The sequence below is a fragment of the Dyella lipolytica genome (assembly GCF_030160075.1).
GTDB classification, from domain to species: Bacteria; Pseudomonadota; Gammaproteobacteria; order Xanthomonadales; family Rhodanobacteraceae; genus Dyella_B; species Dyella_B lipolytica.
Genome location: NZ_BSNQ01000009.1, coordinates 754,049 through 777,441, shown reverse-complemented (window position 1 = coordinate 777,441; position 23,393 = coordinate 754,049). Strand labels below are relative to the sequence as shown.

27 protein-coding genes are annotated in these 23,393 nt (G+C 60.5%); 23 read left to right on the top strand and 4 right to left on the bottom strand.

All coding sequences use genetic code 11. The features are described from left to right. Nucleotides 1-28: 28 nt before the first annotated feature. Nucleotides 29-1,156 carry a hypothetical protein gene (locus QQL64_RS16610; protein WP_284401645.1) on the top strand — a complete coding sequence of 376 codons (1,128 nt, stop codon included), beginning with the start codon at nucleotides 29-31 and terminating at the stop codon, nucleotides 1,154-1,156. 168 nt (nucleotides 1,157-1,324) lie between these two features. Then, nucleotides 1,325-1,546, top strand: a complete 222-nt coding sequence (locus tag QQL64_RS16605; protein WP_284401643.1) for a TonB-dependent receptor — start codon at nucleotides 1,325-1,327, stop codon at nucleotides 1,544-1,546. Between the two features lie 92 nt (nucleotides 1,547-1,638). Here QQL64_RS16605 and QQL64_RS16600 read toward each other — a convergent pair whose 3' ends face one another. Then, on the bottom strand, nucleotides 1,639-2,307 hold the full coding sequence (locus QQL64_RS16600) for a MarC family protein (protein WP_284401641.1): 669 nt from the start codon (nucleotides 2,305-2,307) through the stop codon (nucleotides 1,639-1,641). A gap of 161 nt (nucleotides 2,308-2,468) precedes the next feature. Then, nucleotides 2,469-3,101, bottom strand: a complete 633-nt coding sequence (locus QQL64_RS16595) for a peroxiredoxin (protein ID WP_284401639.1) — start codon at nucleotides 3,099-3,101, stop codon at nucleotides 2,469-2,471. A 137-nt stretch (nucleotides 3,102-3,238) separates the two neighbouring features. Here QQL64_RS16595 and QQL64_RS16590 point away from each other — a divergent pair, with 137 nt between their 5' ends. The 7 genes from QQL64_RS16590 (at nucleotide 3,239) to QQL64_RS16560 (ending at nucleotide 9,018) form a co-directional block, all read left to right on the top strand. Beyond that, complete coding sequence (locus QQL64_RS16590) at nucleotides 3,239-4,081, top strand: class I SAM-dependent methyltransferase (protein WP_284401637.1); 843 nt, start codon at nucleotides 3,239-3,241, stop codon at nucleotides 4,079-4,081. 362 nt (nucleotides 4,082-4,443) lie between these two features. Continuing rightward, a complete protein-coding gene (locus QQL64_RS16585; RefSeq protein WP_284401635.1) occupies nucleotides 4,444-5,019 on the top strand; it encodes a class I SAM-dependent methyltransferase in 576 nt (191 codons plus the stop codon). A 56-nt stretch (nucleotides 5,020-5,075) separates the two neighbouring features. Continuing rightward, nucleotides 5,076-5,885 (top strand): oxidoreductase, encoded by an 810-nt coding sequence (locus QQL64_RS16580; protein WP_284401634.1) that lies wholly within the window; start codon nucleotides 5,076-5,078, stop codon nucleotides 5,883-5,885. An 83-nt stretch (nucleotides 5,886-5,968) separates the two neighbouring features. Beyond that, complete coding sequence (locus QQL64_RS16575) at nucleotides 5,969-7,006, top strand: TraB/GumN family protein (RefSeq protein WP_284401633.1); 1,038 nt, start codon at nucleotides 5,969-5,971, stop codon at nucleotides 7,004-7,006. Nucleotides 7,007-7,082: 76 nt separating this feature from the next. Next, nucleotides 7,083-7,928, top strand: coding sequence for a DUF2167 domain-containing protein (locus QQL64_RS16570; RefSeq protein WP_284401631.1), 846 nt, complete (start codon nucleotides 7,083-7,085; stop codon nucleotides 7,926-7,928). Beyond that, complete coding sequence (locus QQL64_RS16565; protein WP_284401629.1) at nucleotides 7,928-8,650, top strand: hypothetical protein; 723 nt, start codon at nucleotides 7,928-7,930, stop codon at nucleotides 8,648-8,650. The genes QQL64_RS16570 and QQL64_RS16565 overlap by 1 nt, the downstream gene beginning before the upstream one ends. Beyond that, a complete protein-coding gene (locus QQL64_RS16560) occupies nucleotides 8,647-9,018 on the top strand; it encodes a J domain-containing protein (protein ID WP_284401628.1) in 372 nt (123 codons plus the stop codon). The genes QQL64_RS16565 and QQL64_RS16560 overlap by 4 nt, the downstream gene beginning before the upstream one ends. Before the next feature lie 253 nt (nucleotides 9,019-9,271). On the opposite strand, the gene QQL64_RS16555 is transcribed toward QQL64_RS16560, so the two are convergent. Beyond that, nucleotides 9,272-10,216, bottom strand: coding sequence for an aldo/keto reductase (locus tag QQL64_RS16555; protein ID WP_284401627.1), 945 nt, complete (start codon nucleotides 10,214-10,216; stop codon nucleotides 9,272-9,274). Nucleotides 10,217-10,585: 369 nt separating this feature from the next. Between QQL64_RS16555 and QQL64_RS16550 the strand changes: the two genes are divergently transcribed. The 4 genes from QQL64_RS16550 to QQL64_RS16535 all read left to right on the top strand — a co-directional run bounded on the left by QQL64_RS16550 (nucleotide 10,586) and on the right by QQL64_RS16535 (nucleotide 13,741). Further along, nucleotides 10,586-11,503: a LysR substrate-binding domain-containing protein gene (locus QQL64_RS16550; protein ID WP_284401625.1), complete on the top strand. Its 918-nt coding sequence runs from the start codon at nucleotides 10,586-10,588 to the stop codon at nucleotides 11,501-11,503. Between the two features lie 30 nt (nucleotides 11,504-11,533). Next, nucleotides 11,534-11,998: a protease inhibitor I42 family protein gene (locus QQL64_RS16545; RefSeq protein ID WP_284401623.1), complete on the top strand. Its 465-nt coding sequence runs from the start codon at nucleotides 11,534-11,536 to the stop codon at nucleotides 11,996-11,998. A 224-nt stretch (nucleotides 11,999-12,222) separates the two neighbouring features. After that, entirely contained in the window at nucleotides 12,223-13,125 is a 903-nt protein-coding gene (locus QQL64_RS16540) for a class I SAM-dependent methyltransferase (RefSeq protein WP_284401622.1), read from the top strand. 79 nt (nucleotides 13,126-13,204) lie between these two features. Further along, on the top strand, nucleotides 13,205-13,741 hold the full coding sequence (locus QQL64_RS16535) for a pseudouridine synthase (protein WP_284401620.1): 537 nt from the start codon (nucleotides 13,205-13,207) through the stop codon (nucleotides 13,739-13,741). A gap of 47 nt (nucleotides 13,742-13,788) precedes the next feature. On the opposite strand, the gene QQL64_RS16530 is transcribed toward QQL64_RS16535, so the two are convergent. After that, nucleotides 13,789-14,574 carry a TatD family hydrolase gene (locus tag QQL64_RS16530; protein WP_284401618.1) on the bottom strand — a complete coding sequence of 262 codons (786 nt, stop codon included), beginning with the start codon at nucleotides 14,572-14,574 and terminating at the stop codon, nucleotides 13,789-13,791. A gap of 200 nt (nucleotides 14,575-14,774) precedes the next feature. Here QQL64_RS16530 and gspE point away from each other — a divergent pair, with 200 nt between their 5' ends. From gspE to QQL64_RS16480, 10 genes are all read left to right on the top strand, one after another. After that, nucleotides 14,775-16,508, top strand: a complete 1,734-nt coding sequence (gene gspE / locus QQL64_RS16525) for a type II secretion system ATPase GspE (protein WP_284401617.1) — start codon at nucleotides 14,775-14,777, stop codon at nucleotides 16,506-16,508. A gap of 168 nt (nucleotides 16,509-16,676) precedes the next feature. Then, complete coding sequence (gene gspF / locus QQL64_RS16520) at nucleotides 16,677-17,894, top strand: type II secretion system inner membrane protein GspF (RefSeq protein WP_284401616.1); 1,218 nt, start codon at nucleotides 16,677-16,679, stop codon at nucleotides 17,892-17,894. A gap of 59 nt (nucleotides 17,895-17,953) precedes the next feature. Further along, entirely contained in the window at nucleotides 17,954-18,394 is a 441-nt protein-coding gene (gene gspG / locus QQL64_RS16515; RefSeq protein WP_284401614.1) for a type II secretion system major pseudopilin GspG, read from the top strand. Between the two features lie 101 nt (nucleotides 18,395-18,495). Beyond that, nucleotides 18,496-18,939, top strand: a complete 444-nt coding sequence (locus QQL64_RS16510) for a GspH/FimT family pseudopilin (protein ID WP_284401613.1) — start codon at nucleotides 18,496-18,498, stop codon at nucleotides 18,937-18,939. Then, complete coding sequence (locus tag QQL64_RS16505; protein ID WP_284401611.1) at nucleotides 18,936-19,358, top strand: type IV pilus modification PilV family protein; 423 nt, start codon at nucleotides 18,936-18,938, stop codon at nucleotides 19,356-19,358. The genes QQL64_RS16510 and QQL64_RS16505 overlap by 4 nt, the downstream gene beginning before the upstream one ends. Then, a complete protein-coding gene (locus QQL64_RS16500) occupies nucleotides 19,355-20,020 on the top strand; it encodes a prepilin-type N-terminal cleavage/methylation domain-containing protein (protein ID WP_284401609.1) in 666 nt (221 codons plus the stop codon). The genes QQL64_RS16505 and QQL64_RS16500 overlap by 4 nt, the downstream gene beginning before the upstream one ends. Next, entirely contained in the window at nucleotides 20,017-20,877 is an 861-nt protein-coding gene (locus tag QQL64_RS16495) for a type II secretion system minor pseudopilin (RefSeq protein ID WP_284401608.1), read from the top strand. The genes QQL64_RS16500 and QQL64_RS16495 overlap by 4 nt, the downstream gene beginning before the upstream one ends. Further along, on the top strand, nucleotides 20,874-22,034 hold the full coding sequence (locus QQL64_RS16490; protein WP_284401607.1) for a PilN domain-containing protein: 1,161 nt from the start codon (nucleotides 20,874-20,876) through the stop codon (nucleotides 22,032-22,034). Before QQL64_RS16495 ends, QQL64_RS16490 begins: the two co-directional genes overlap by 4 nt. After that, complete coding sequence (gene gspM, locus QQL64_RS16485) at nucleotides 22,031-22,687, top strand: type II secretion system protein GspM (protein ID WP_284401605.1); 657 nt, start codon at nucleotides 22,031-22,033, stop codon at nucleotides 22,685-22,687. The genes QQL64_RS16490 and gspM overlap by 4 nt, the downstream gene beginning before the upstream one ends. Beyond that, nucleotides 22,684-23,391, top strand: a complete 708-nt coding sequence (locus QQL64_RS16480; RefSeq protein WP_284401604.1) for a general secretion pathway protein GspN — start codon at nucleotides 22,684-22,686, stop codon at nucleotides 23,389-23,391. Before gspM ends, QQL64_RS16480 begins: the two co-directional genes overlap by 4 nt. The last annotated feature ends 2 nt before the right edge of the window (nucleotides 23,392-23,393 follow it).

The window sequence follows — 23,393 nt, the reverse complement described above, 5'->3', positions numbered from 1 at the left end:
CTATGCGCTTACGCAAAGTCATCGGGTTATGAACGCGCATGCGATTACGGTCCGCTCGGGCGAGCTTGTTGCGTTGCGCCTCTTCGACATTGCCTATTCGATCGATCTTGCGCGATCCGAAATCCTATGGGCCGCGCACGTAGGCGGCGCAATCAGTCGCACATCGCTTTCCAGCACGCCAACCAAGGCGATTGCGTTCGATATTCCCCCGTTGCGTCTATCACTGGGCAAGACCACGTTGAGGCTAGGCTCCCAAGAGGTTGCCGCGGAGATATCCGTGCGTTTGTACGACTTCGGCGTGGCGGCACTGGCTGTTCGCGTTGCTGTCGCGGATATCGCATGGGGCGCCTTCGTCACGCAGTTCAACGCGCTCGATCAGGCCGTCGGACCCAACGCTCCGGAGGAATTCTGGACCGCCTTGCTGGACCGCGTGCGTGCGGTGATCTTGCCGGCGCTGGATCGACCAGCGTCCGACACACGTCTGCAAGAGGATTATCTGCTTGGCGTCGTACACGCCCTCAATGAGCCACTCAACGCTGCGGCACTCAGCGAACAAGTCGACCTACATGGCCTTCTTTCTGGAGAAACACGACAGCTGTCCACCGCATCACGACGCGACCTGCTTGCGCGTAGCTATTCTTACTATGCCGATGATCTAGTGGTGCTGACCTGGGATCGCGCCTTTATCTACGAACCGCGCGGCGATTCCGACGTGGCGGACGTGATCGAGGTGGCCAATGCGCAGCTCGTGGAGTTTCGCTATTACGACACGCTGCTGGACGACGAATTGCCCCGCATGTACGACCGCGTCGAAACAGCGAGGCGCCTGGTGTCCCTGCTCGCATCGCGGCGCTTTGCCCATCTGGCGCGCCACTTGTACACGCTGGTGGCGGAAGTCACCCAGCTGACCGAGAAAGTCGATAACGCATTGCAAGTCACGGAAGACGTTTACCTCGCGCGCGTCTACAGCGCCGCGCTTGAACTGTTCAAGGTGCCGACGCTCAGCGCCTCGGTGGATCGCAAGCTGGCCATCATTCGGGACACGTATGCCGCGCTTTATGCGGAGGCTTCCAGCAGGCGTGCCGAATTGTTGGAAATCACCATCGTCGTTCTCATCATTCTGGAGATTGCGGTGACTATGGTGCTGCATCACTAATACGGCGAAAGTGGAGGCGAAATAATCACTTCGCAGTCAATCGACCTCGTCAACTGGCGTTGCCGGACTAGCTGGCGCGCAAAATGCGTCGAGACCTGAGTGATCGGCACCGCTGACGTCCCGACAAAGGAATATGCTGGGAGAGTGACCTGCCCAAGGAGAACCGTCATGACCAGCGTTTCCGGTAAGACATCGAATGGCTTCACGTACGAAGGCGACTACGAGCATGCAAACTCAGATCGCGTCACCTGGACCGCAACATACAGGCGCGGCGGTCATTTCTATGGAATGCGGCACGGTCGTGTCAACGAACTGCTAGGTGTTCCTGTCGCCGAGGTCGATACAGCCGTAAAGGACGACATCGAGTCGACATGGACCCAGTCCAGCTAAATACGGTTCCAGCCATAGGTCGAGCCGTCAGGCCATGGCGCCGGTCAGCGCGCCGGTGGCATGTCAGGTGAAGGTTGAAGGTGCGGCCACCGTTATTTCCATTGCACCGAAGCGAGCAATCCAGAAAGACCGATCCAGCACAGTTGCACGCCGATGCAAAAGATCACAAACGCAAAAAGGCGCATGGCGACCTGAGTGCCGACCTTGCCAAGCAATCGCTCGAAGGCGCCGGCAAAACGTATGCATAAATAGATGCTTGCGCAGAGAACGATCAGCGCCGCTCCCACCCCGGCGAAGTGCCCAGCGGAAAGGCCTTCCTTCGGTGAACCCGTGCCGAGCGCAATAGCCACGGCAATCGATCCAGGACCCACCGTGAGCGGGAGCGTTAACGGATAGAAGGCCTTGGAGGCCATCGATGTGTCGCTCTTGCTGGCCTGCAGCGCTTGCGTTTGATCGTCGGTCTGATCGTCATTGGGCTCTTGCAGCAGGTTCCATCCCGCCATGGCGATGATCAGGCCGCCCGCCACGCGGAGCACGGGAATGGAGATTCCAAAAAACGAAAGCACATACGCGCCGATGGACAGCGACACCAGCAGGATCACGAAGCTGTTCAAGGTGATGCGCCGCGCCAAATCGTTGCGTTCTGCCTGCGTCGCGCGAGGAACCAGGCTAAGCACGATGAGTGCGGACGCCGGCGGGTTGATGATCGGAAACAAACCAGTGACGAGCAGCAGAACGGTTTGGATGAAGTCATGCAACATGGCTTACGGCCCTCCGATGGACGGTAAAGCTCGTGCGTGGCGTTGAATGTCTACTTCTGGCCGATGGTGACGCTTATCGTGCTAGTTCGGTTAAGGCCGGCGCTGCCGACCCTAACCATTGTACGTTCGTTCTAACGATCCGGTCAGGGAGTTAAGCCGAATTAGGGTGCTTTGCCCGCATGGATGTTCTGCACGATCGACAGCGACTTCTTCATGTGTTGATCAGGCGAAAGGTGATCGGCGTCTGAGGAAAGCGTTGCGACGATCTGACCGTTGCTGGCGATAACGAAGGTCACCCGCTCTATAAAGGCGTGATCGATCGTCGCGCCGCGCACATCATTCAGCCCTGGCTGCGCCGCCTCTGTCTGAAGGTTATAGGCGGCTGCGACCTTGCTGTCCGTATCCGAGGCGACTGGAAATTTTCCGGCGCAATAACTCGGATCGGACGAAAACTGGTTGAGACGTTTGATGCTATCGGCCGACACCCCGATGATGGTGGCGCCCGCTGCGTCGAACTTGTCCTTGTTGATCGCAAAAGTATGCGCTTCGAGATCGCAGCCGCCGGTATAAGCCGATGGGTAGAAGTAAAGCACTACCGGTCCTTTTTTCAGGGCGTCTTTGAGTGAAAAGGTGAAGTCCTTGCCAGCCAGGCTGGCCTCGAGGGTGAAATCGGGCGCCATGGTGCCCGATTTGAGCGCGGCAAAGGATGGCGTTGCCAGGAGAAGCGCGGCCAGCACGCTAACCGTAAACGCAGAACGCTTTTTCATGCCTAATATCCTCTTGATAGATAACAAGTATCGCGAAAAACCTATTTGTAAGCCCGTACATAGGGGCGGTACAAGTGTGTTTGTGCCCATATCTTGCGCAAAGGTTTCAATCCTGAGCCATCCTGTGTTTCGTTTTTCGACGCTATTCCTGGAGATTACTCACCGTGTCGCACTATTTCGGGCCTCTGCTCACGCGCCCCATTGCCGAGACACTGCTGGCCGCACGCGATGGCGGTGTGGGCGAATGGATCGGATCATTGGATCTGGGCCGCTCAAACGACAGCGCGCCGCTACAGCCGGACGCTTGGCAGTGGAGGGAAAAGAGCTACCCGTATCCACATAAACTGAAAGACCGCACGATCTATTTCTGGGACGGCGACGAGTTTGCGCCGGTTTCGCGCTTTTCCGGCTCGCTGATCAAGCTCGTACCCACCGAGTGGGGCGCGCCCACCTTCGAGATCGACGGCATCAAGATGCTACCGACTGCGAAGGAATCGCCGTTTGAGGATGCGCGCCGCAAAGTGGCGCTGGTTGAGCCGCACGGCAAGGTGCTGCTCGATACTTGCGGCGGCCTAGGCTACTTCGCTGCTTGCTGTCTGGAGGCTGGCGTGGCGCGCATCCACTCGTTCGAGAAGAACCCCGACGTGTTGTGGCTGCGCACACTCAACCCGTGGTCGCCGGATCCGGACGAACCAGCCTACGGCGGCCGCTTGCAGCTCACTCACGCGGATGTGTCACAAGCGATCACACAGATCGCTGACGCCTCGGTGGATGCACTGCTTCACGACCCCCCGCGTTTTGGCATCGCTGGCGAGCTCTATTCACAGGCGTTCTACGATCAACTCGCGCGAGTGCTTCGCCGCGAAGGGCGCCTGTTCCACTACACCGGTAGCCCCAACAAGCTCACCAGCGATCGTGACGTCCCGCGCGAAGTAGCGAAGCGTCTGGAGAAAGCAGGTTTCAAGGCGCAACTGGCGCTGGATGGCGTACTGGCGACACGGCGCTAAACAGTGTGATCAACTTAGGGTGCTGCGTCGAGTACAAATCGGCGCAATCTAATAGTGCCGAACAATGTCCAGCTCTGGCTGAACGCAGCCCTTGCTATTGCGCCTGTACATCTGCACGCTAGCTCCCGCTAGGACGAATCTATCGCGGAACATCTGATTTACACGTCAATCACCACACCAACTCATCGCACGGTCTCTGACAATGAAAGTTACAGTCAAGAAGATATTGAGTTTGATGGGTAAAGTTGTGTTGTACGTCTTAGCTGCCGTGGGTGTTCTTCTTCTGCTCGCGGAGCGTCTGCATGAAACTCCGTTTCTGAATTTCGTACGCTCCTTGATGTGAATGTATTAAGGAGCCTCGCATGAAAGCGCGCGAAAGTGGCATGCCTGAAGAGGCCAGTTGGGAGAGCTTCTTCGACGCCGAGGCGGTCACCGATAGGTTGCTCGGCAAGGAGGGTGTGGCCGGTAATCTGGTCGAGTTGGGTTGCGGTTACGGCACCTTTACGATTCCTGCCGCTTTGCGCACGCGAGGTATAGTCACGGCGCTGGACATCGACCCCGACATGGTTGCTGGTGTCCAGCAGAAAGCTGCAACTTTGCGGTTACCCAACATCCGTGCCGAAGTGAGAGATTTTGTCGCTCAAGGAATAGGGGTGGACGCGCGTACGCAAGCCCATGTCATGGTGTTCAATCTGCTGCATTTGGAACAGCCTATTGTGCTGTTGCAGGAGGTCCATCGGGTGTTGCACACGGGTGGACGAGTCTCGATCATTCATTGGCGTAGCGACATTCCGACGCCTCGGGGGCCTTCCTTGGCGATCCGACCGCGCCCCGATCAGTGCCTAACCTGGTTGGAGAAGGCGGGCTTTCTCGATGCCGCATTCGTCGATATACACGCTCTCTGCCCGTATCACTTTGGCTTGGTTGCCCGGCGCTAATCGATACAGAGCATCCCTAGGAGTACGCGATGGTTTCCACTACCGCAGGCAAGAAAGTGGCACTCATCACCGGGGCTTCCTCGGGGATGGGCAAGGCATTCGCCAAGGCGCTGCTAGCCGAAGGCTTGATCGTCTACGCGGCAGCTCGCCGGGTAGATCACATGGATGATTTGGTGACGCTCGGAGCCATCGCTATCAAGATGGACATTACCCGCGACGACGACGTCCAGGCAGCAGTCAAACGCATCGAAGAAGATCACGGCAGCGTGGATGTCTTGATCAACAACGCAGGCTTCGGCCTGTACGGTGCCATGGAAGAGACCTCGTTGGCGGATGCGCGCTATCAGTTCGAGGTCAACCTGTTTGGTATGGCGAGGCTTACCCAACTGCTGCTGCCCGCGATGCGTAAAAAACGGGCCGGAAAAATCATCAATATTTCCTCCATGGGTGGAAAGATATACACCCCGCTGGGCAGCTGGTATCACGCCACCAAACACGCGATCGAAGGCTGGTCGGATTGTCTGCGACTGGAGTTGAATCCGTTCAATATCGACGTGGTGATCATTGAGCCCGGTGTGATTGCCACGGAATTTGGTAGCGTCATGATGAATCCCATGCTCGAGCGGTCCGGAGCCGGCCCTTACAGCAAAATGGCTCACGCCATCGCATCTGCGACCAAAGCCTCTTACGAGAAGGGCGCCGCTTCGGATCCGCAAGTGATCGTGGATCTGATGGTGAAGGCGATTCGCGCGGACAAGCCAAAGACCCGCTATGTCGCAGGAAAGTACGCGAAGCCGATGATGTTCATCCGAAAATGGTTGGGTGACCGCGTCTTCGACAAAGTCATTCTTTCGGCGGTGAAGTGAGGAAGCGCGAACCTTAATATGTGTGGTTAGAATCGCACTTATCGACGATGGTTCGTTTCCCCGCGATCCAGGAGCAATCACACATGCGCCTACCCATGGCTGTAGGGTTGTTTGTTCTTTCTCTTGCGGCGCCGGCATGGGCGCAATCCGTACCTGCGGCATCCAGCACTGCGCCCGCGCCGTCTCGCGCCAATGTGCCGGTGCTGCAAGCCATCACGGTCACTGGCGTACAACCGGGACCGGGCTTGTGGAAAGTAAGCAAGGGCGACCACGTCATGTGGGTGCTCGGCACACTGTCGCCGTTGCCCAAGCACATGGAGTGGCGATCGACGGAGGTGGAGCAAATGATCGCGCATTCGCAGGAGCTGCTCGAATCACCGTCAGCAGAATTGACGGTGGATGCGGGCTTTCTCAGCAAGTTGGCGCTGCTGCCTTCCGTTTACGGTGCGCGCAAGAATCCCGGCGGTGCGGATCTGCAACAAATTCTTCCGCCTGACATGTATGCGCGTTGGGAAGTAGCGAAGCAGGATTATTTCGGCAACGACAAGGGCATTGAATACTGGCGACCGATCCTGGTGGCGATGAAGTTGTATCAGAAGGCATTGGACAAGGCGGGCCTAACCAATGCGAGTGATGTCACGAACACTGTGAAGAAGCTGGCAGAAAGGCACGATGTAAAACGTACGCCTGTCAGCTATCAGCTAGTCGTGGAACATCCGCGGGATGCGGTGGAAGCGATCAAGCAAACCAACCTGCATGACATCAGTTGTTTCAATCAGACCCTGGATACGGTCCAGAACAATATGGGTGCCCTCACCGCGCGCGCCAATGCCTGGTCGACCGGCGACATCCAGAGCTTGCGCAGCTTCGCGCTGAACGATCGCCACGAATCCTGTGTGATCGCCGTGGTCAATGCCGATTTCGCACAGCAATTGGGGCTGCACGATTTGCCCGAACGTATCGAAGGTGTCTGGCTGACTGCCGCCCAGGCGGCGCTGGCACGCAACGCCCAGACCTTTGCGGTATTGCCGATGGAGCAAGTGTTATCTCCCGATGGCTTTCTTGCGCATCTAAAAGCCAAGGGATACACGGTGCAGTCGCCGGATGAGCTGGACCAATAGGGGCGGCTCCCTGGCATTCCAGGTCCTGATACAGTGGGCTGGGGTGCATGGAGTTCAGTCAATCAAGGGGGAAGGAATGAAACGGTTCTATCTAGTGCTTGTTGCACTGCTGCTGGCGTGGGCGGGTGGCACGGCCGTCGCGCAGCAGCAGAGTCCGCTTGCCGCATTGCCGTGGCAGATGGGGCCGGCGACGGTCAAGCTGGGCGACCGCGCTACGCTGAATGTTCCCGACGGTTACGCGTTTCTCGATGCGGCCGGGAGCAAATCGCTCAACGAGATTCTGCACAACCCGCCGGTCAACGGGGATCAATACACACTTGCGCCCAAGACCCTAAATTGGATCGCGTTCTTCGCTTACGAAGACATAGGCTATGTGAAGGACGACGAAAAACTCGACCCGGACACCATCCTGCAGTCGTATCGCGATGGCACGGCGGAGGGCAATAAGGAACGCAAGGCGCGTGGATGGGATGAACTCAACATCCTCGGCTGGAGTGCAAAGCCGGAATACGACGCGCAGATCAAGTCGTTGGCCTGGTCCATTCTGCTCGAGGATGCCGAAAACCATAAGCACATCGTGAACTACAACACACGATTGCTGGGGCGACGTGGCGTAATGGATGTAACGCTCGTCACTCGGCCAGAAAAACTTGCAGCGGCCATCGACGACTTTAAAAACACCCTGCCAGGGTTTCAGTATTCGCCGGGCGAGAGCTATGCCGAATACCGTCCCGGCGATCGCGTGGCGGAATACGGTCTGGCGGCGCTGATCACCGGCGGTGCGCTGGCGGTCGCTGCCAAGAAGGGCTTGTTTACGGTGATCGGCGGCTTCCTGGTGGCGGCATGGAAGTTCGTGCTCGCCGGCTTCGTTGCACTGAGCGCCTGGTTCAAAAACTTCTTCAAGAAAAAACAGCAGCCCTGATGATCTTGCATGATGGGCTGCTGTTATTGGGCGGAGTCGTCGCGCTGTATCTATACGACTCCGCGCTGCTGCTGTATCACAACGAAGTCATTCTCATAAGCAGTCGCCGTGGATGCCGCATCTCCGGTGGATCGGCATTCGAGCTGGGCGGTAGGTACGTCTTCCTGCCGCTTCCGCTCTTCCCGCATCAACCTTTGTTTCGATTGACTTGGCCGCAGCAAGGGGTGTTTGACGGAAGCGTGCAGCCCGTTCGGTTTCACCGCGTGCGGGTTGCATTGGAAGTTATTGCGCCATGGACGTTGTTGCTGCTGGCGCTTTTTGTCGTCGGCTTGCCATATGTGTTGTTTGTATCGCGTAACGCTACGGCGTTGCTGGCGTGGCTCGCGGTTGTCTATGCGGTGATTGTCGTTACGTTGATGCAGGTCTATCGCTATCGCAAGGCGCTGAATCTTTCCAGCCGGGCGGTGGCGGCGATTGCGCTGGATGCTGTGCTTTGTGCGCCGTTCGCGTTGAACGTCATCCGGAAAATCGGTTTGCGTCAACGCGTCGACGTCGATTTGCGCACCGTGGCAGCGACCATGCTGCCTGCGCCGGCGTTGCATGATCTCACTGGCATTCTCCGTGAGCGCATCAAGACCAGCCTCGGATTCGTCGATCCCGATACCGCTGCGTCCCGCGCATTGGATGCTTATCTGAATTATTTCGAGGGTTTGCGGAAATGACAGCTTTGGACATGGTCGTTATCGCCGCAGGCCTGTTTTTCGGCTACCGCCTCGTCAGCAACTATCTGTCACCCAGTACGGGCGACAAGCAGGGACCCTCGCGTGCCAACGCCGCCGATTCGGCACGTCAAAACTGGGAACAGCATTGGGCATCGCCAACTGCGAAAGTGCCGACGTGGTTCGATGTGCTTGGTGTTGCCGAAAGTGCGGATGTTGCGGAGATCGAGCGCGCGTATCGGGTCAAGATGAGTCAATACCATCCGGACAAAGTGGCGCAGCTGGGCGAGGATATTAGGCAGCTGGCCGAGGCGAAATCCAAAGAGATCAATGCTGCGTATGACACAGCGATGCGGCTGCGTAGGCGTTAAATGGTTCTGCTGGAACCCGTCTTGCCGCACAGTTAAGCGCCGATCCTTCTCCCTTCGGGAGAAGGTGCCGAGAGGCGGATGAGGGTACGAGCGGAGCGTTGAAGCGAGAGATTTAGATTTCGCGCAAGGTCGTACCCTCACCCCAACCCCTCTTCCTCGCTCCTCAAGGCGGGGCCATCCATGGCCCCTCCCCGCGTCCGGAGGGAGAGGGGCTAAGGCATCGCGATCATCGCGATGGTTCGAGTCTTGTGAATCAGGCGCTAGCCCGATTCAGCGCTTCGATTTCATTGGCGGCCAACGACAGCTTCACCGCGCCGACCAATTCCTGCAGCTGCTCCACACTGGTCGCACTGGCAATCGGTGCTGTGATGCCGGGTCGCGCCATCAGCCACGCGAGCGCCACTTGCGCCACCGTCGCCTTATGCGCGGCGGCGATCTCATCCAACGCGGCAAGCACTTTCAATCCACGCGCGTTGAGGTACTTCTTCACCGAACCACCGCGCGCGCTACTCTTGGCCAGGTCTGCTTCGCTGCGGTATTTGCCGCTGAGAAAGCCGCTGGCCAAAGCGTAGTAATTGATCACGCCAATGTTTTCCTGGCGAATTAACGGCTCGAGTTCCTGTTCGTAACCGGCGCGGCTGACCAGGTTGTATTCGGGTTGCAGGCTTTCGTAGCGCGGCAGCTTGTGTTCTTTCGAAACCTTGAGCGATTCAGCGAATCGGTCGGCACCGTAGTTGGATGCGCCGATCGCGCGCACTTTGCCTTCCGCGATCAGTTGCGCAAACGCACCCAAGGTCTCGTGCAACGGCACCGTGGCGTCGTCCGCATGGGACTGGTACAGATCGATATGGTCAGTCTGCAAGCGTTTGAGCGAACCCTCTACCGCCTGGCGGATGTTCATCGGTGATAGGCCGGGATGCTCGGCCCACTTGCCCACCTTGGTAGCGATCACCACGCGATCGCGCTTGCCGCTGCGCTTGAGCCATTTGCCAATGATCGTTTCCGATTCGCCGCCGCGGTTGCCCTGCGCCCACGCCGAATACACATCGGCTGTATCGATCAGGTTGAAGCCAGCGTCGACGAAGGCGTCGAGCAGTTCGAATGAGCGTTGCTCATCCACGCTCCAGCCGAACACGTTGCCGCCGAAGGCGAGCGGGGCGATGGAAAGGGCGGAGCGGCCGAGTTGACGCAGTTGCATAGGGAAATCCTCGGAACAGAGTGAACCGATGTGCCGCCGTGCGGCGGCACATGATGCTTCCGAGGTGGGTACCTATGCGAATGTAATCAAGCGCAGCAGGTGGAGTCTCGTTTCTCGCAACGGCTGGACAACGGTAGCTGCGTAACGTCTACCTCTACCTGTTGTGGTCGTGCCTGGCATTCACAGGACGGCGCATCGGGGCGCCAGCTCAGTTTGCCGGGGGTCGCGTGACCGTGCAGGAACAGCAGATCGATCCATGGCGAACGCATGGTGGAGTTCCGGGATGGAGGCGGGGAGTGCTCAAGGTAATGGCCTGCACCGACACGGAAAAGCGATATATTCGCAAGCCAGATTTGAGGGATATTCAACATGGGCCGGATACCGCTCAGTCTTTTGCAGCAATTCGTGCAGGTGGCGCGATTGGGCAATCTGTCGCGCGCTGCTGTGCAGGCCAATCTCACCGTCAGTGCGTTGAGCCACCAGATGCGTCAGCTCGAAGATCGCCTGGAGCGACGGTTGTTTGAGCGCGGTCCACGCGGCGTGACCCTCACCGTCGAAGGTTGCGGCTTGCTTGAAGCTGTCGCCGAACATTTCGACGGCATCGAGCACGCGTTATCGCGCTATCGCGAACGCCGTCACGATGCGCTCACCTTAAGCGCCAGCCCCGGCATCATCTCCAGTTGGCTGATGCCGCGCCTGCCGCGCTTGCTCGCTGCGCATCCGGAGCTGGAACTCAATCTGCAATCCAGTTCCGCGCTGGTGAATTTCGAACGCGAGGCCGTCGACGCGGCCGTGCGTTATGGCAAGGGCGAATGGGAAGGCTTGCGCAGCGAATGTTTGTTCGGCGAATGGATCGCCCCGGTGGCCGCGCCCGAACTGGTTCAACGCATGGCCGGCAAGGACCCGCTCGATCTCGCGCATTGGCCGCTGATCGGCGATCCCAACAGCAACAATCGCTGGAACGATTGGTTCGCGCATTACGGCGGCAAACTACCGCGTCGCTACGTGGCGCACGTGGATACCGTCGATGCCCTGCGCCAAGCGGCGCTCGAAGGCTTGGGCGTCGCGCTTGGCCGCATGGTGACGTGCAAATCGCTGATCGATGCGGGTCGACTCGTCGTGCTGGGCGACCGCTACCTGCCAGTGCCCGAGGCGTATTACCTGGTCTATCCGCCGCGGTCGGAAGACCATCGCGGCATGAGCACATTCCGCGACTGGTTGCATGAAGAGGCGGAGGCGTATTGCCGGCAGATGCCGCAGTTGCGGCGCGACGAGGCTGCTGCATAAAAGGCTCGATTCAGCTCATCAGGAGATGCCATGAAGCCATACACCTACGCACTCGGCATGCTACTGACGACAGCTGCCACCTTGTTGATGCGTACTGCGGGAGCGGCGAACGCGCCGGCATCTGCGCCGTCGCCTTCGTTCGTGTTGACGGAGATAGACAATCGCCGCGAGATCACACTCAATCCGGGGCAAGTGTTTTCCGTGCAGCTGCCACAGACTCCCGGTACCGGCTACACGTGGTCCATGAACGTGGTGCCAGATACCGTACTCAAGACGGTGGGAACACCGGTTGATCGCGCGGAAGGAAGGCCGATCCCTGGGAAACCGGGCGTCCGCGTGTGGACTTTCGTGGCTACTGGCGTCGACACATCAGCCGTGCAGCAGACGCTTCGTTTCGAATATCGCCGATGGTGGTCATCCGATTTCGACGAACCAGGCAGGGTGATTTTCTATCACGTCGTGGTGAGAGCCCGGAACAGCAACGCACGTCAATGACTCATGCATTGTGCGTAAGGGCGTGCTCGTAGCGGCGCATCCTGTCCACGGCCCTTTTGATCAAAACGTTCTTAGCGTTCGGCCACTCTTTCCGCAAGGTCCGTGGGGAATACGAGTCAAAGCGAGCACCAACTGCGCAGTTGACGTAAATTAATTGTAAAATGCCTACACGCGCTTTACACCTCTGGCGGCAGGCTGCCGTTGAGAACTTGGAAGGAGTTGTCATGAAAATCAGGCTTGCCCTCGGATTGTCCGCCGCCCTGTTGCTTGCTGGCATCGCCAACGCGCAACAAGCGTCGCAGGATCAGCCGTCCGGCGACCTGGTGCCACCGACCAGCGCCAGCGATTTCACCGCCGGGCAGCTCGACGCGGTGATCGCCGGCTCCTGGCGCTCGGCCACCAACAAGGCTCGCGATACGTATCGCCATCCCAAGGCCACGCTGCAGTTCTTCGGGTTGCAGCCGGACCAGACGGTCATTGAAATCACCCCTGGCGCGGGCTGGTATAGCGAAATCCTCGCACCGCTGCTGCGCGACAACGGCCATTACATCGCCGCTGTGGCAGATAACAATGCCGAAGCCAAGCAGGACACTTCTGCCTTGCACGCCAAGTTTGCGGCCGACCCGACGGAATACGGCAAGGCCAGCATCGCAACCTTCAATCCGCAGACGCCGGTGTTGGGTCCCGCCGGCTCGGCCGATATGGTGTTGACCTTCCGCAACGTGCACAACTGGGCCATGGCCGGTACGGCGCAGGCGATGTTCAAAGCCTTTTATGCCGTGCTCAAGCCAGGCGGCGTGTTGGGCGTGACAGACCACCGCGCGCCTCTGGGCGCCAGCTTGGAATCGGTGAAGAGCAGCGGTTATGTACCTACCGATTACGTCATCAAGCTCGCTACCGAAGCCGGCTTCAAGCTGGACGGGCAGAGCGAGGTCAACGCCAATCCCAAGGACACCAAGGATTACCCGAAAGGTGTCTGGACCTTGCCGCCGACCTTGACGCTCGGCGACCAGGATCGCGCCAAATACCTGGCGATCGGCGAGTCGGATCGCATGACGCTACGCTTCGTCAAGCCGGCGGCGACCAAGGCATCGCCAGGTGCGCCGTCGAGTACGGCGACGCACTGAGATAGGTGATTTACCGCAAGTCCGCGCCCCTCACCTCAATCCTCTCCCCACAGGGGAGAGGACGCGAACGCAATAAGCCATGCTCATTGCACTGAACAAGCCGTTCGGTGTGCTGTGCCAGTTCACCACCAACGATGGACGCCCGACTCTGGCCGACTATGTGCGACAGAAGGATGTCTATCCGGCTGGTCGGCTGGATCACGATAGCGAAGGCTTGTTGCTGCTCACCGATGACGGCGTACTGGCGCATCGGCTTACCGATCCGCGTCATAAGCAGCCCAAAACCTATCTGGTGCAGGTGGATGGCGCGCTAAACGATGAAGCGTTGCAGGCATTGCGCCGCGGCGTGGTATTGAACGACGGGCCAACGTTGCCGGTTGTCGCCGAGCACGCCGTCGAACCGTCGTGGCTTTGGCCGCGCGATCCGCCGGTACGTTTTCGAAAAAACATTCCCACTAGCTGGATGTCCATCACCTTGCGCGAAGGGCGCAATCGGCAGATCAGGCGAATGACGGCGGCAGTGGGGTTTCCTACGCTCCGGTTGATACGCGTAAGTATTGGCGCGCATGCGCTGGACGATTTGCCGCCGGGGCAAACGCGCATACTCGCGCCTTGAGAGGTTTTTGCTCGTCATTCCGGCCCGAGCCGGATGAGTGGCAATGCTTACAGATGGAAGAACGCCATCGCTGCCGCGGTGCTGTTCGCAGCGGTGACATCCACCGGTTCACCGCGATCCCGCGCGATTTCCTCGCAAATGTGCTTCAAATACATGGGCTCGTTGCGACGATGACTCGGCTGCGGCCGCACCGTGCGCGGCAATAGATAGGGTGCATCCGTTTCGATCATCAAGCGGTTCGCCGGAATCTCCCGCACGAATTCGCGCAGATGCGTGCCGCGCCGCTCGTCGCAAATCCAGCCCGTGATGCCGATATGGCAATCCAGTGCGAGGTAATCGCGCAACGCTTCGCGCGTATCGGTAAAGCAATGCACGACCGCCGCCGGCACCTTGTCACGATAACGTTTGAGCAGTGCAAGAAAATCTTCATGCGCGTCGCGCTGATGCAGGAACAGCGGTTTGCCCGCGGTCACGGCAATCTGCAGCTGGCGTTCGAACACCATTCGTTGCACGTCCCGCGGCGAATAATTGCGGTTGTAGTCCAGTCCCGTCTCGCCTACTGCGCGAACTTCCGGCGCCTGCGCAAGTTCGCGCAAACGCGCATCGGTTGTGTCGGTGTAGTCGACGGCGTGATGCGGATGCACGCCGGCCGTGGCGTACAGCAGGCCGGAATGGGCGCGCGCCAGCTCCAAGGCATGCTCGCTACCGACCTGTGACGCACCCGTGACAACCATGCGAGTGATTCCATGCGCCCGGGCACGGTCCAGCACGGCATCGAAATCGTGCCGGAAGGATTCGTGGGTGAGGTTGGCCCCGATATCGACAAGCTGCATGGAGAACCCTTTTAAAGTTTGAATTGTCACATCCATGAGGCGTTCCGCCCAGCCGTAGCATGAACACCGTCGCTGTACTCGCCGGCAAGGCTCGCCAGCCGCTTCACGGTTGTGTTACGAATGGGATTCGCCTGTTCGACGCGTGGGACGCCGGGCAGGCAGGGATGTGTTTTTAGACGTAGTAACGAGCGGGGTGGAACATGTCGGCAGTCGTAAAGCCGGCGTCCGTTGGGGCGATTAAGGCCACGGATGACCAAGAGTCGGCAGTGTGCGCGCTGCTGGTTGCGCGTGGGCGCCTGAAAGACAACGACCTGGCGCGCGCCCGGCGCCTGCATGAGGAGGCCCCGGAAGGCACCCTTACCACCCTGCTGGCGCGGTTGGGCCTGGTCTCCGAACGCGAGCTTGCCGAAGCCTGGGCGGAACGGCTGAATGCCCCGCTGTTGGCGGCGCGCGATGCGCCCGAACTGCCGCCCGCCGAAATCGATATTTCTGTCCGCTTTCTCAAGCAGCAGCACGTGGTGCCGGTGCGTTCCGGTGAAGACGGGGTCGCCCTGGTGGTGGCCGATCCGGCCGATCCGTATCCGCTGCACGCCGTTCGTCTGGCGTGCGGCAAAGCCATCGCGCTGTGCATCGGTGTGCGCTCGGAGATCGACGATCTGATCGAGCGTTATTACGGTCAGGGTCGTTCCGCGATGGGCACCATCGTGGAGAACCTCGACGGCAGCGCCGCGGAAGAGGATGACGTGGAGCATCTGCGCGACCTCGCTTCCGAAGCGCCGGTGATCCGTCTGGTCAATCTCATCCTGCAGCGCGCGGTCGAGCAGCGCGCATCGGACGTGCACATCGAGCCGTTCGAGAATCGATTGAAAGTGCGCTACCGCATCGACGGCGTGCTGCACGAAGTGGAAGCGCCGCCATCCAGTTCCACCGCGGCGGTGATCAGCCGCGTCAAGATCATGGCCAAGCTCAACATCGCCGAGCGTCGCCTGCCGCAGGACGGTCGTATCCAGTTGCGCGTGCAGGGTAAGGAACTGGACCTGCGCGTTTCTACCGTGCCCACCAGCTTCGGCGAATCGGTGGTGATGCGTATTCTCGACCGCGAAACGGTGGTGTTCGACTTTGCATCGCTGGGCTTTACCGAAAACTTTCGCCATCGTTTCGTGGAAGTGCTGGAGCGGCCGCACGGCATTTTGCTGGTCACAGGGCCCACCGGCTCGGGCAAGACCACCACGCTGTACACCGCACTGTCGAAGATCAACACGCCGGGCGTGAAGATCATCACCGTCGAAGATCCGGTCGAATACCAGCTCGAAGGCATCAATCAGATTCAGGTGAAGCCGCAGATCGGGCTGGATTTCGCCAACGCGCTGCGTTCGATCATGCGCCAGGATCCGGATGTGATCATGATCGGCGAAATGCGCGACCTGGAAACCTGCCGCATCGCGATCCAGTCGGCCCTCACCGGTCACCTGGTGCTGTCCACGCTGCATACCAACAGTGCGGCCGGCGGCGTGACTCGCATGCTCGACATGGGCGTGGAGGATTACCTCCTCGGTTCCACCGTCAACGGCATCCTCGCGCAGCGACTGGTGCGCCGGCTCGATCCGGAAACCGCGACTTCCTACGAGGCGCCGCCCGAAGTCATCGCGCAGTTCGAGCTTGAAAAATACACCGACGAACGACCGATCCGTTTGTGGAAGCCTGGCACCAGCGCGGCCAATCCCACCGGTTATCGCGGGCGCCGCGCCATCATGGAATTTCTGGTGATGAGCGATCCGCTGCGCCGCCTGGTGATGCAGCGCGCCGATGCCGGCGAGATCGAGCGGCAGGCGCGCGCAGAAGGCATGCGCACGATGTATGAAGACGGCATCGCCAAGGCCGTGGCGGGCATCACCACCATTGAGGAGGTGTTGCGTGTTACGCAGGAAGGTTAGCGCCGCCACTACGCCCTCTCCCCTTCGGGGAGAGGGCTGGGGTGAGGGGTCAATCTTGCGAGGACCAGACATCGGAGCGAGCTTCGATGTAGATCAGCGCAAGATTGACCCCTCACCTCAATCCTCTCCCCGGAGGGGAGAGGAGGCGAGCGCAAAAGGCCATTCTTTATGAGCCAGTTCCGCTACCGCGCGGTCAGCGCCTCCGGCGAAATCGTGCAGGGACAGATGGAGGCCGCCAGCCTCGACGAGGTCGTCGTGCGCCTGCAGGACCAGGGCCACACGCCGCTGGAAGCCACGCCCGCCGACGCCGGCAGTCAAGGCGGCGGATTGGGTGGCCTGTTCAAGCGCGGCCCCTTCAGCGGCGACCAACTCGCCCAGTTCACTCATCAGCTGGCGACCCTGCTCGGTGCGGGACAGCCGCTGGATCGCGCGCTGGGCATCCTGATGGATTTGCCCGAAGGCGAGCACGCCAAAAAACTGATCGAGCGCGTGCGCGATCGCGTGCGCGGCGGTACGCCCTTGTCGCAGGCGCTCGATGAGGAACACGGCGTATTTCCGAAGCTCTACATCGCGCTGGTGCGCGCCGGCGAAGTCGGCGGATCGCTGGAAGATACGCTGCGCCGTCTCGCCGATTATCTGGAACGCACTCAGCAATTGCGCGGCAGCATCATCAACGCGCTGATTTATCCAGCTTTCCTGATGGTCGGTGTGCTCGGTTCGCTACTGCTGCTGCTTACCTATGTGGTGCCGCAGTTCGTGCCGATCTTCCAGGACATGCAGGTGCCGATTCCCTTCATCACCCGCGCCGTGCTGGCGCTGGGCACCACGTTGCAGGATTGGTGGTGGCTGCTGCTGACCATCATCGTCGGCAGCGTATTCGTATGGCGCGCACGCATGCGCGATCCCGCCTTGCGCCTGGCCTGGCACGAACGGTTGCTGAAGATGCGCCTGGTCGGTCCGCTGGTGCTGAAGGTCGAAACCGCACGCCTGGCGCGTACGCTCGGTACGCTGGTGAAGAACGGCGTGCCCTTGCTGTCCGCATTGAGCATCGCGCGCATGGTCACTTCCAATCGCGCCCTCGACGAATCGCTGATCCAGGCCACCGAGATGGTCAAGGGCGGCAACGGTCTCAGTCTGGCGCTCGCTCATTCGCAGCGTTTTCCGCGTTTGGCAATCCAGATGGTGCAGGTCGGTGAAGAGGCCGGGCAGCTGGACACGATGCTGCTGAAAGTGGCCGATACCTTCGAGCTGGAAAGCCGCCGTTCCATCGACCGCCTGCTGGCCGCCCTGGTGCCTGCGCTCACCATCATCATGACGGTGTTTGTGGCAATCATCATGTCGGCCATTTTGCTGCCGTTGCTCAGTCTGACCAGCAACATCCAGTGATCGGCGTTGTCCGATCTATGTACCCGAAGTTCACGTCCATGAAACGGAGAAACCAGTCCATGCAGTACAGATATCCCCGAACCCGGCAACTGCGCCATCCGACCCGCAGCGCCGGCTTCACCCTGCTGGAAATGCTGGCGGTGATCGTGCTGATCGGCATCGTTGGCGCCATCGTAGTGCGCCAGGTCGGCAGCAGCGTGGACAAGGGCAAATACGGCGCCGGTAAGGCGCAGCTCACCACCTTGAGCCAGGCTATCGACAGCTACGCGCTGGATAACGGTTCGCCGCCGGCTCAGTTGCTAGATCTCGTTGCCAAGCCGGCCAATGCGAACAACTGGCAGGGTCCTTATGTAAAGCCTTCGCAGCTGAAGGATCCGTGGGGCCATGACTTTGGCTACAAGTACCCCGGCGACCACGGAAACTATGACCTGATCTTCTACGGTCAAGACGGCAAGCCAGGCGGTGACGGTTACAGCGCCGACGTGGGTAACTGGCAGTGAAAGCGTGGGAATCAGGACGGAGCAGCAGGGAATGGGGCAAAGCAACGTTGCCTCATTCCGCTGCCTTTTCCCGATTCCCAGTTTCCCGCTCGCGGCGCGCCATGCGCGCCTTCACTCTGCTTGAAATGCTCGCCGTGATTTTGCTGATCGGCATTGCGGCGGCGGCAGTGTCCATTTCTATTACGCATGGTCTGGCCAGCGCGCGCATCAATGCCGCAGCCGGCGAACTCGCCGGAGCGCTGCGCGCGACGCGTACGCAGGCGATCGTGCATGGCGAGCAACGCGTCTTTCAGGTCAACACGCGCGACGATGTGTATCGCGGTGCGAACCAGCGTGATGTGCGCTTGCCTAAAGGCCTGGAACTGTCGGTAACGAGCGCAACCAGCGATCAGAGCAGCGGCGATATCGCGCGCATCCGGTTCTTTCCGGATGGCAGCTCTACCGGCGGTCGCATTACCTTGCGCAGCGGACAGCGCGAATGGCACGTCAACGTGTCCTGGCTCACCGGCGCGATCAGCGTGTTCGACACCGGAACGCATACATGAACGCGCCGCGCCGCCACGCACGCGGCTTCAGCCTGCTTGAAGTGATCGCGGCGATCATGCTGCTGGCGATTACCTTCGCGGCACTGATGGAAGTGGCGGGCGGTTCCATCCGTCTTTCGCAAAATGCTGCCGAACACAGTCAGGTAGCGCTATGGGCGCGCACGCTGCTGGATACGCGCTTTGTGCTCGATCCGATCCAACCTGGCCAGAGTGACGGGCACTTCAACGATCGTTATCGCTGGCGGCTGAATGTTACGCCGTGGGTCGCACCCGGTACCGCGTCCGCACCCAATACCAACGCCATGCAGATGTACCGGCTCGATCTGGATGTGATGTGGGGCTCGGTGCCGTTCGAGCATCACGCACACTTCAGCACGTTGCGCATCGGCAACAACACGTCCGCGGCGCCCGGGTTATGAAGCGCGCGGCAGGTTTCACCTTGCTGGAAGTGCTCGCTGCGCTGGTGCTGCTGGCGCTGCTGCTGCTGGGTGTGTATTCCGGCGTGCGCTCCGCTACGCACACGGTGCAGGCGGGTACGGTAAAGATCGAGCAGCTCGACGAAGTGCGTTCCGCGCAGCAGTTCCTGCGCCGTGAATTGGCGCAGGCATTGGCGCAGCCGATGTCTCGCGACGATAGCGGCAACAACATCTACTTCATCGGCAGTGGCAGCGAGATGCGTTTCGTCGCGCCTTTGCCCGGTTATCTCGGCAAGATGGGACCGCAGCTGATCCGCATAAAACTGATTCCAGGCGACAAGGGCGAGCGGCTTGAAGCCACCCTCGCCGTGCTTCCGCCGGACGGCAGCGCACCCAAACCGCTGGGTGATCCGCAGGTGCTCGTCGATGGCATCAGCGGCGGCGGTTTCAGCTATCGCGGCGTGAATCAGCAAGGCCAGCCGACGGATTGGCAAAGCGACTGGAAAGACAGCAACAGCATGCCCAACGTGGTCACCATCAAGCTCGCGTTGGAGAACGGTCGCGAGTGGCCATTGCTGAGTGCGCCGTTGCGCGTGAATGCCGCCGCCGCACAAGGTCCGGGCAACTTGCTGCGTGGTTTGCGCGGTCCGGGAGTTGGGCCATGAGGCGCAAGCAACAAGGTGTCGCGCTGCTGCTGGTGATGTGGGCATGCACCCTGCTCGCCATTTTGTTGGGCGGCTACGCGGCGCTGGCGCATACCGAAGGCCTGCAAGCCAGTTATCAGTTCCAGCAGACCCAGGCGCACTACGCCGCCGAAGCGGGCGTGATGCGTGCTATCTATGCCTTGCAGGCGCCGAATATCAATGATCGCTGGATCGCGGACGGGCGCGTCTACCCCTTCCCCTTCGACAAGGCGAAAGTCGGCATCTCGGTGATCACCGAAAGCGGTAAGGTGGATCTCAACGCGGCGACGCCCGATGTGCTCGCCAATCTTTTCCGCGCCGCCGGCGCCGATCCCACACGCGCCGTAACCATCGCGCAGGCGGTCGTCGACTGGCGCAGCTTCCCCATATCCCCGCAGCAGACCGCGCAACGCGCTGCGGCCTATACCGCCGCCGGCCGCGATTACGGTCCGCGCAACGGCCCGTTCGCCAGCGTCGAGGAATTGCAGATGGTGCTGGGCATGGATACGGCGTTGTACGAAGCGGTGGCACCGGTCGTCACCATCTGGTCCGGCCGGTCCAGCCCCGATCCGAATACCGCGCCGCTGCTGGCGCTGGCGTCATTGCCTGGCATGAGCCTGCAACAAGCAGCGGCGACCATCGCAGCGCGACCCCCTGCGACGGCCAATGCAGGCGTAGGGCTGGTCGCCAACAATGGCATCACGCATAGTATTCGCTCAGAGGCCGTGCTTGCCGATGGAACGCGCGCTGTGCTGCGCGCCACGGTACGCTTGCAGGGATTTCGGCCCGGCTCGCAATCTTTTGCGGTGCTGCGCTGGCAAGAAGGAGATGGGGAGTGAATTCCGCAACGCAGACACTGCGACCGCAGATCGATCGCGCACGCCGCGCCTGGCGCGGCTCGCCCCTGCCGGGATTCCTGGCGTGGTGGGGAGGTGAACTGCGTGCCCTGCTGCCGGTTCGTTGGCAGGCGTTTTTCAGTGGCGGCAACGTATGGTGCTTGCTACGGCACGAAGAGGGGCAATGGCATGTACGGCGCAGCGGACAGGTGTCCACCTCGCCGCCATGGAGCGATGCGCTGGATGCTTCCGCACAACAGGCGATGTTGAGTACGGCCGTGGCCGGTGTCGACCGGCAGGATCTGCGGCTCGCCCTGTGCCTGCCGCATGATGCAGTGTTGCGTCGCCGTCTGCTGCTGCCTGAAGCGGCGCGCGACAACCTGCGCCAGATCGGCGCATTCGAAATGGATCGGCAGACACCGTTCCGCACCGACCAGGTTTATTACGACTTGCGCGAACTGCCCGGTCCAGCGCCGGCAGGTCGCATCGCAGCCGAGTTGGTCGCCGCACCGCGTAGCGCGGTGGACGCCAAGCTCGAGCATCTGCGCAATGCGGGCATTGCCATCGATGCCGTGGATCTGTGCGACGGTGATGTCCGCCTGGGGGTCAACCTGTTGCCGCCGGAGATGGCACGCGTACATCGCGATCCGCGGCGCCGACTCAATCTTGGTTTGGCCGCGGCCGCCGTATGCCTGCTGCTGTTTTGCTTGGGGCAATGGCTACATAACCGCCAGGAAGCGCTGGCCGCGATGCAGGCGCAGGTCGAGGATATGCGCGGCGATGCGCAGAAGATCGGCGAGCTACGCAAACAGCTCGAAGATAGTAGCGGTGCGGCAGGATTCCTCGCGCGACGCAAGACCGAATCCATCGCCGTCGTCGATGTGTTGCAGGATCTGACCACACGCATTCCCGATGACACTTGGCTGGAGCGATTCACCGTCGATAGCAGCGGTCGCATTGGCATCCAGGGGCAAAGCGCCAAGGCCGCTTCGCTGATTGATGCCTTGCAAGGCAGCAAGCTGATCACCGGTGCGAATTTCCAGGGCGTGATCCAGCGCGATCCCGCCACCAACAAAGAACGTTTCTTCATGGATGCGGAACTGCACAACCCCACCAGCGCCAAGCCTGCCGCGAGCAGCAGCGCGGGAGCTGCGCGATGAACCTCCGGCCCATGAAACCGCTGGAAAGCCGCCTCGCCGCCATCGGCTTGCTGGTGCTGATGCTGGTACTGGCGTACTTCCTGTTGCTGCACTGGTGGTTCGTGGCACCGCTGCGCGATGTGAGCAGCCAGATGGACGACCTGCGCGATACGCAGAGCCGTTTCGCGGCGGCGATTGCCGAAAAGCCGCAACTGCAAAAGCGCCTCGCCGAGCTGGGTCATGACTCGGCAGACAGCAGCACGTTTTTGCCCGAGAGCGATCCGAACGCCGCGGCCGCAGGTTTGATGCAGCGCGTGGTCGATGACGCCGCCGCGCATGCGCAGGAAGGCAGCTGCGAAGTCAGCCAGAAAATGCCCGTATCGAACCCGCCCACGACAGCGGGCGATCCGTATAAAAAAGTAGTGGTGAGCATCAGCTTGCATTGCGATATGCAACCGCTGATCGGGCTGTTGTACGCGCTGGAAAAAGGCAAGCCGTATCTGTTCGTGCAGGACTTCAGCGTGTATCGCAATCCGCTGGTGGCTATGCAAAAGAGCAGCGCGGCGCCGCTCGAAGTGCAGTTCACCCTGGCCGGCTACGTGCGTGCGGCCGCCGGCGCCAGCGCCGGTACCGGCGATAACGCCAATGCAGCGTCGGAGGGCGATTCGCCATGAACGCTGCCGCGCAACGTCGACTCACTCCCATGAGTGTCGCGGTCGTCGCCGTATTCGGCGTCGTGCTGCTCTCGCTGCTATTCGGTTGGGGCCGCGGCGTGCGATGGAATCCACCGCGTACCACGCCGCCCTTGCCGCCAGCTCACAACGTCACCTTGCCGTCGCCGCCGGCGCTGGATAGCTATGCGCAGGTCTGGCAGCACCCCTTATTCAGCAGCGACCGCAAGCCGATCGTCACCAACGGCAGCAGCGAGGGCGTAAGCCTGGGCGATCTGCAGTTGACGGGCGTCATTCTCACTCCGACGCTGCACATGGCCTTGCTCGGTCCCACGCATCCCGCCAAGGACGACGACAGTCAGGAAGTTCGCGTGCGCGAAGGCGCAACGCTGCCCGATAGCAGCTGGAAGCTGATCAAGGTGCTGCCGCGTTCGGCGATTTTCGCTTCATCCAGCGGACGCACAGAGCTGAAACTGCCCGCAGGCGCTCCCATCGATCAGCAGAGCTCGGGTGCTGCACAGCAGAACGCGATACCGATGAATCATCCGCCAGCGGGCATGCCCGTGCAGACGCCCGTCATGGGAGCGTCGCAGCCATTACCGCCACCGCCACCGAACGACGCACAATCACAACGATTGCTCAAGCTCAGGGCCGCCATTCTTAAGCAGCGCTCCCAGCAGTCCGGGAATGCCGAAGGAGTACATTGATT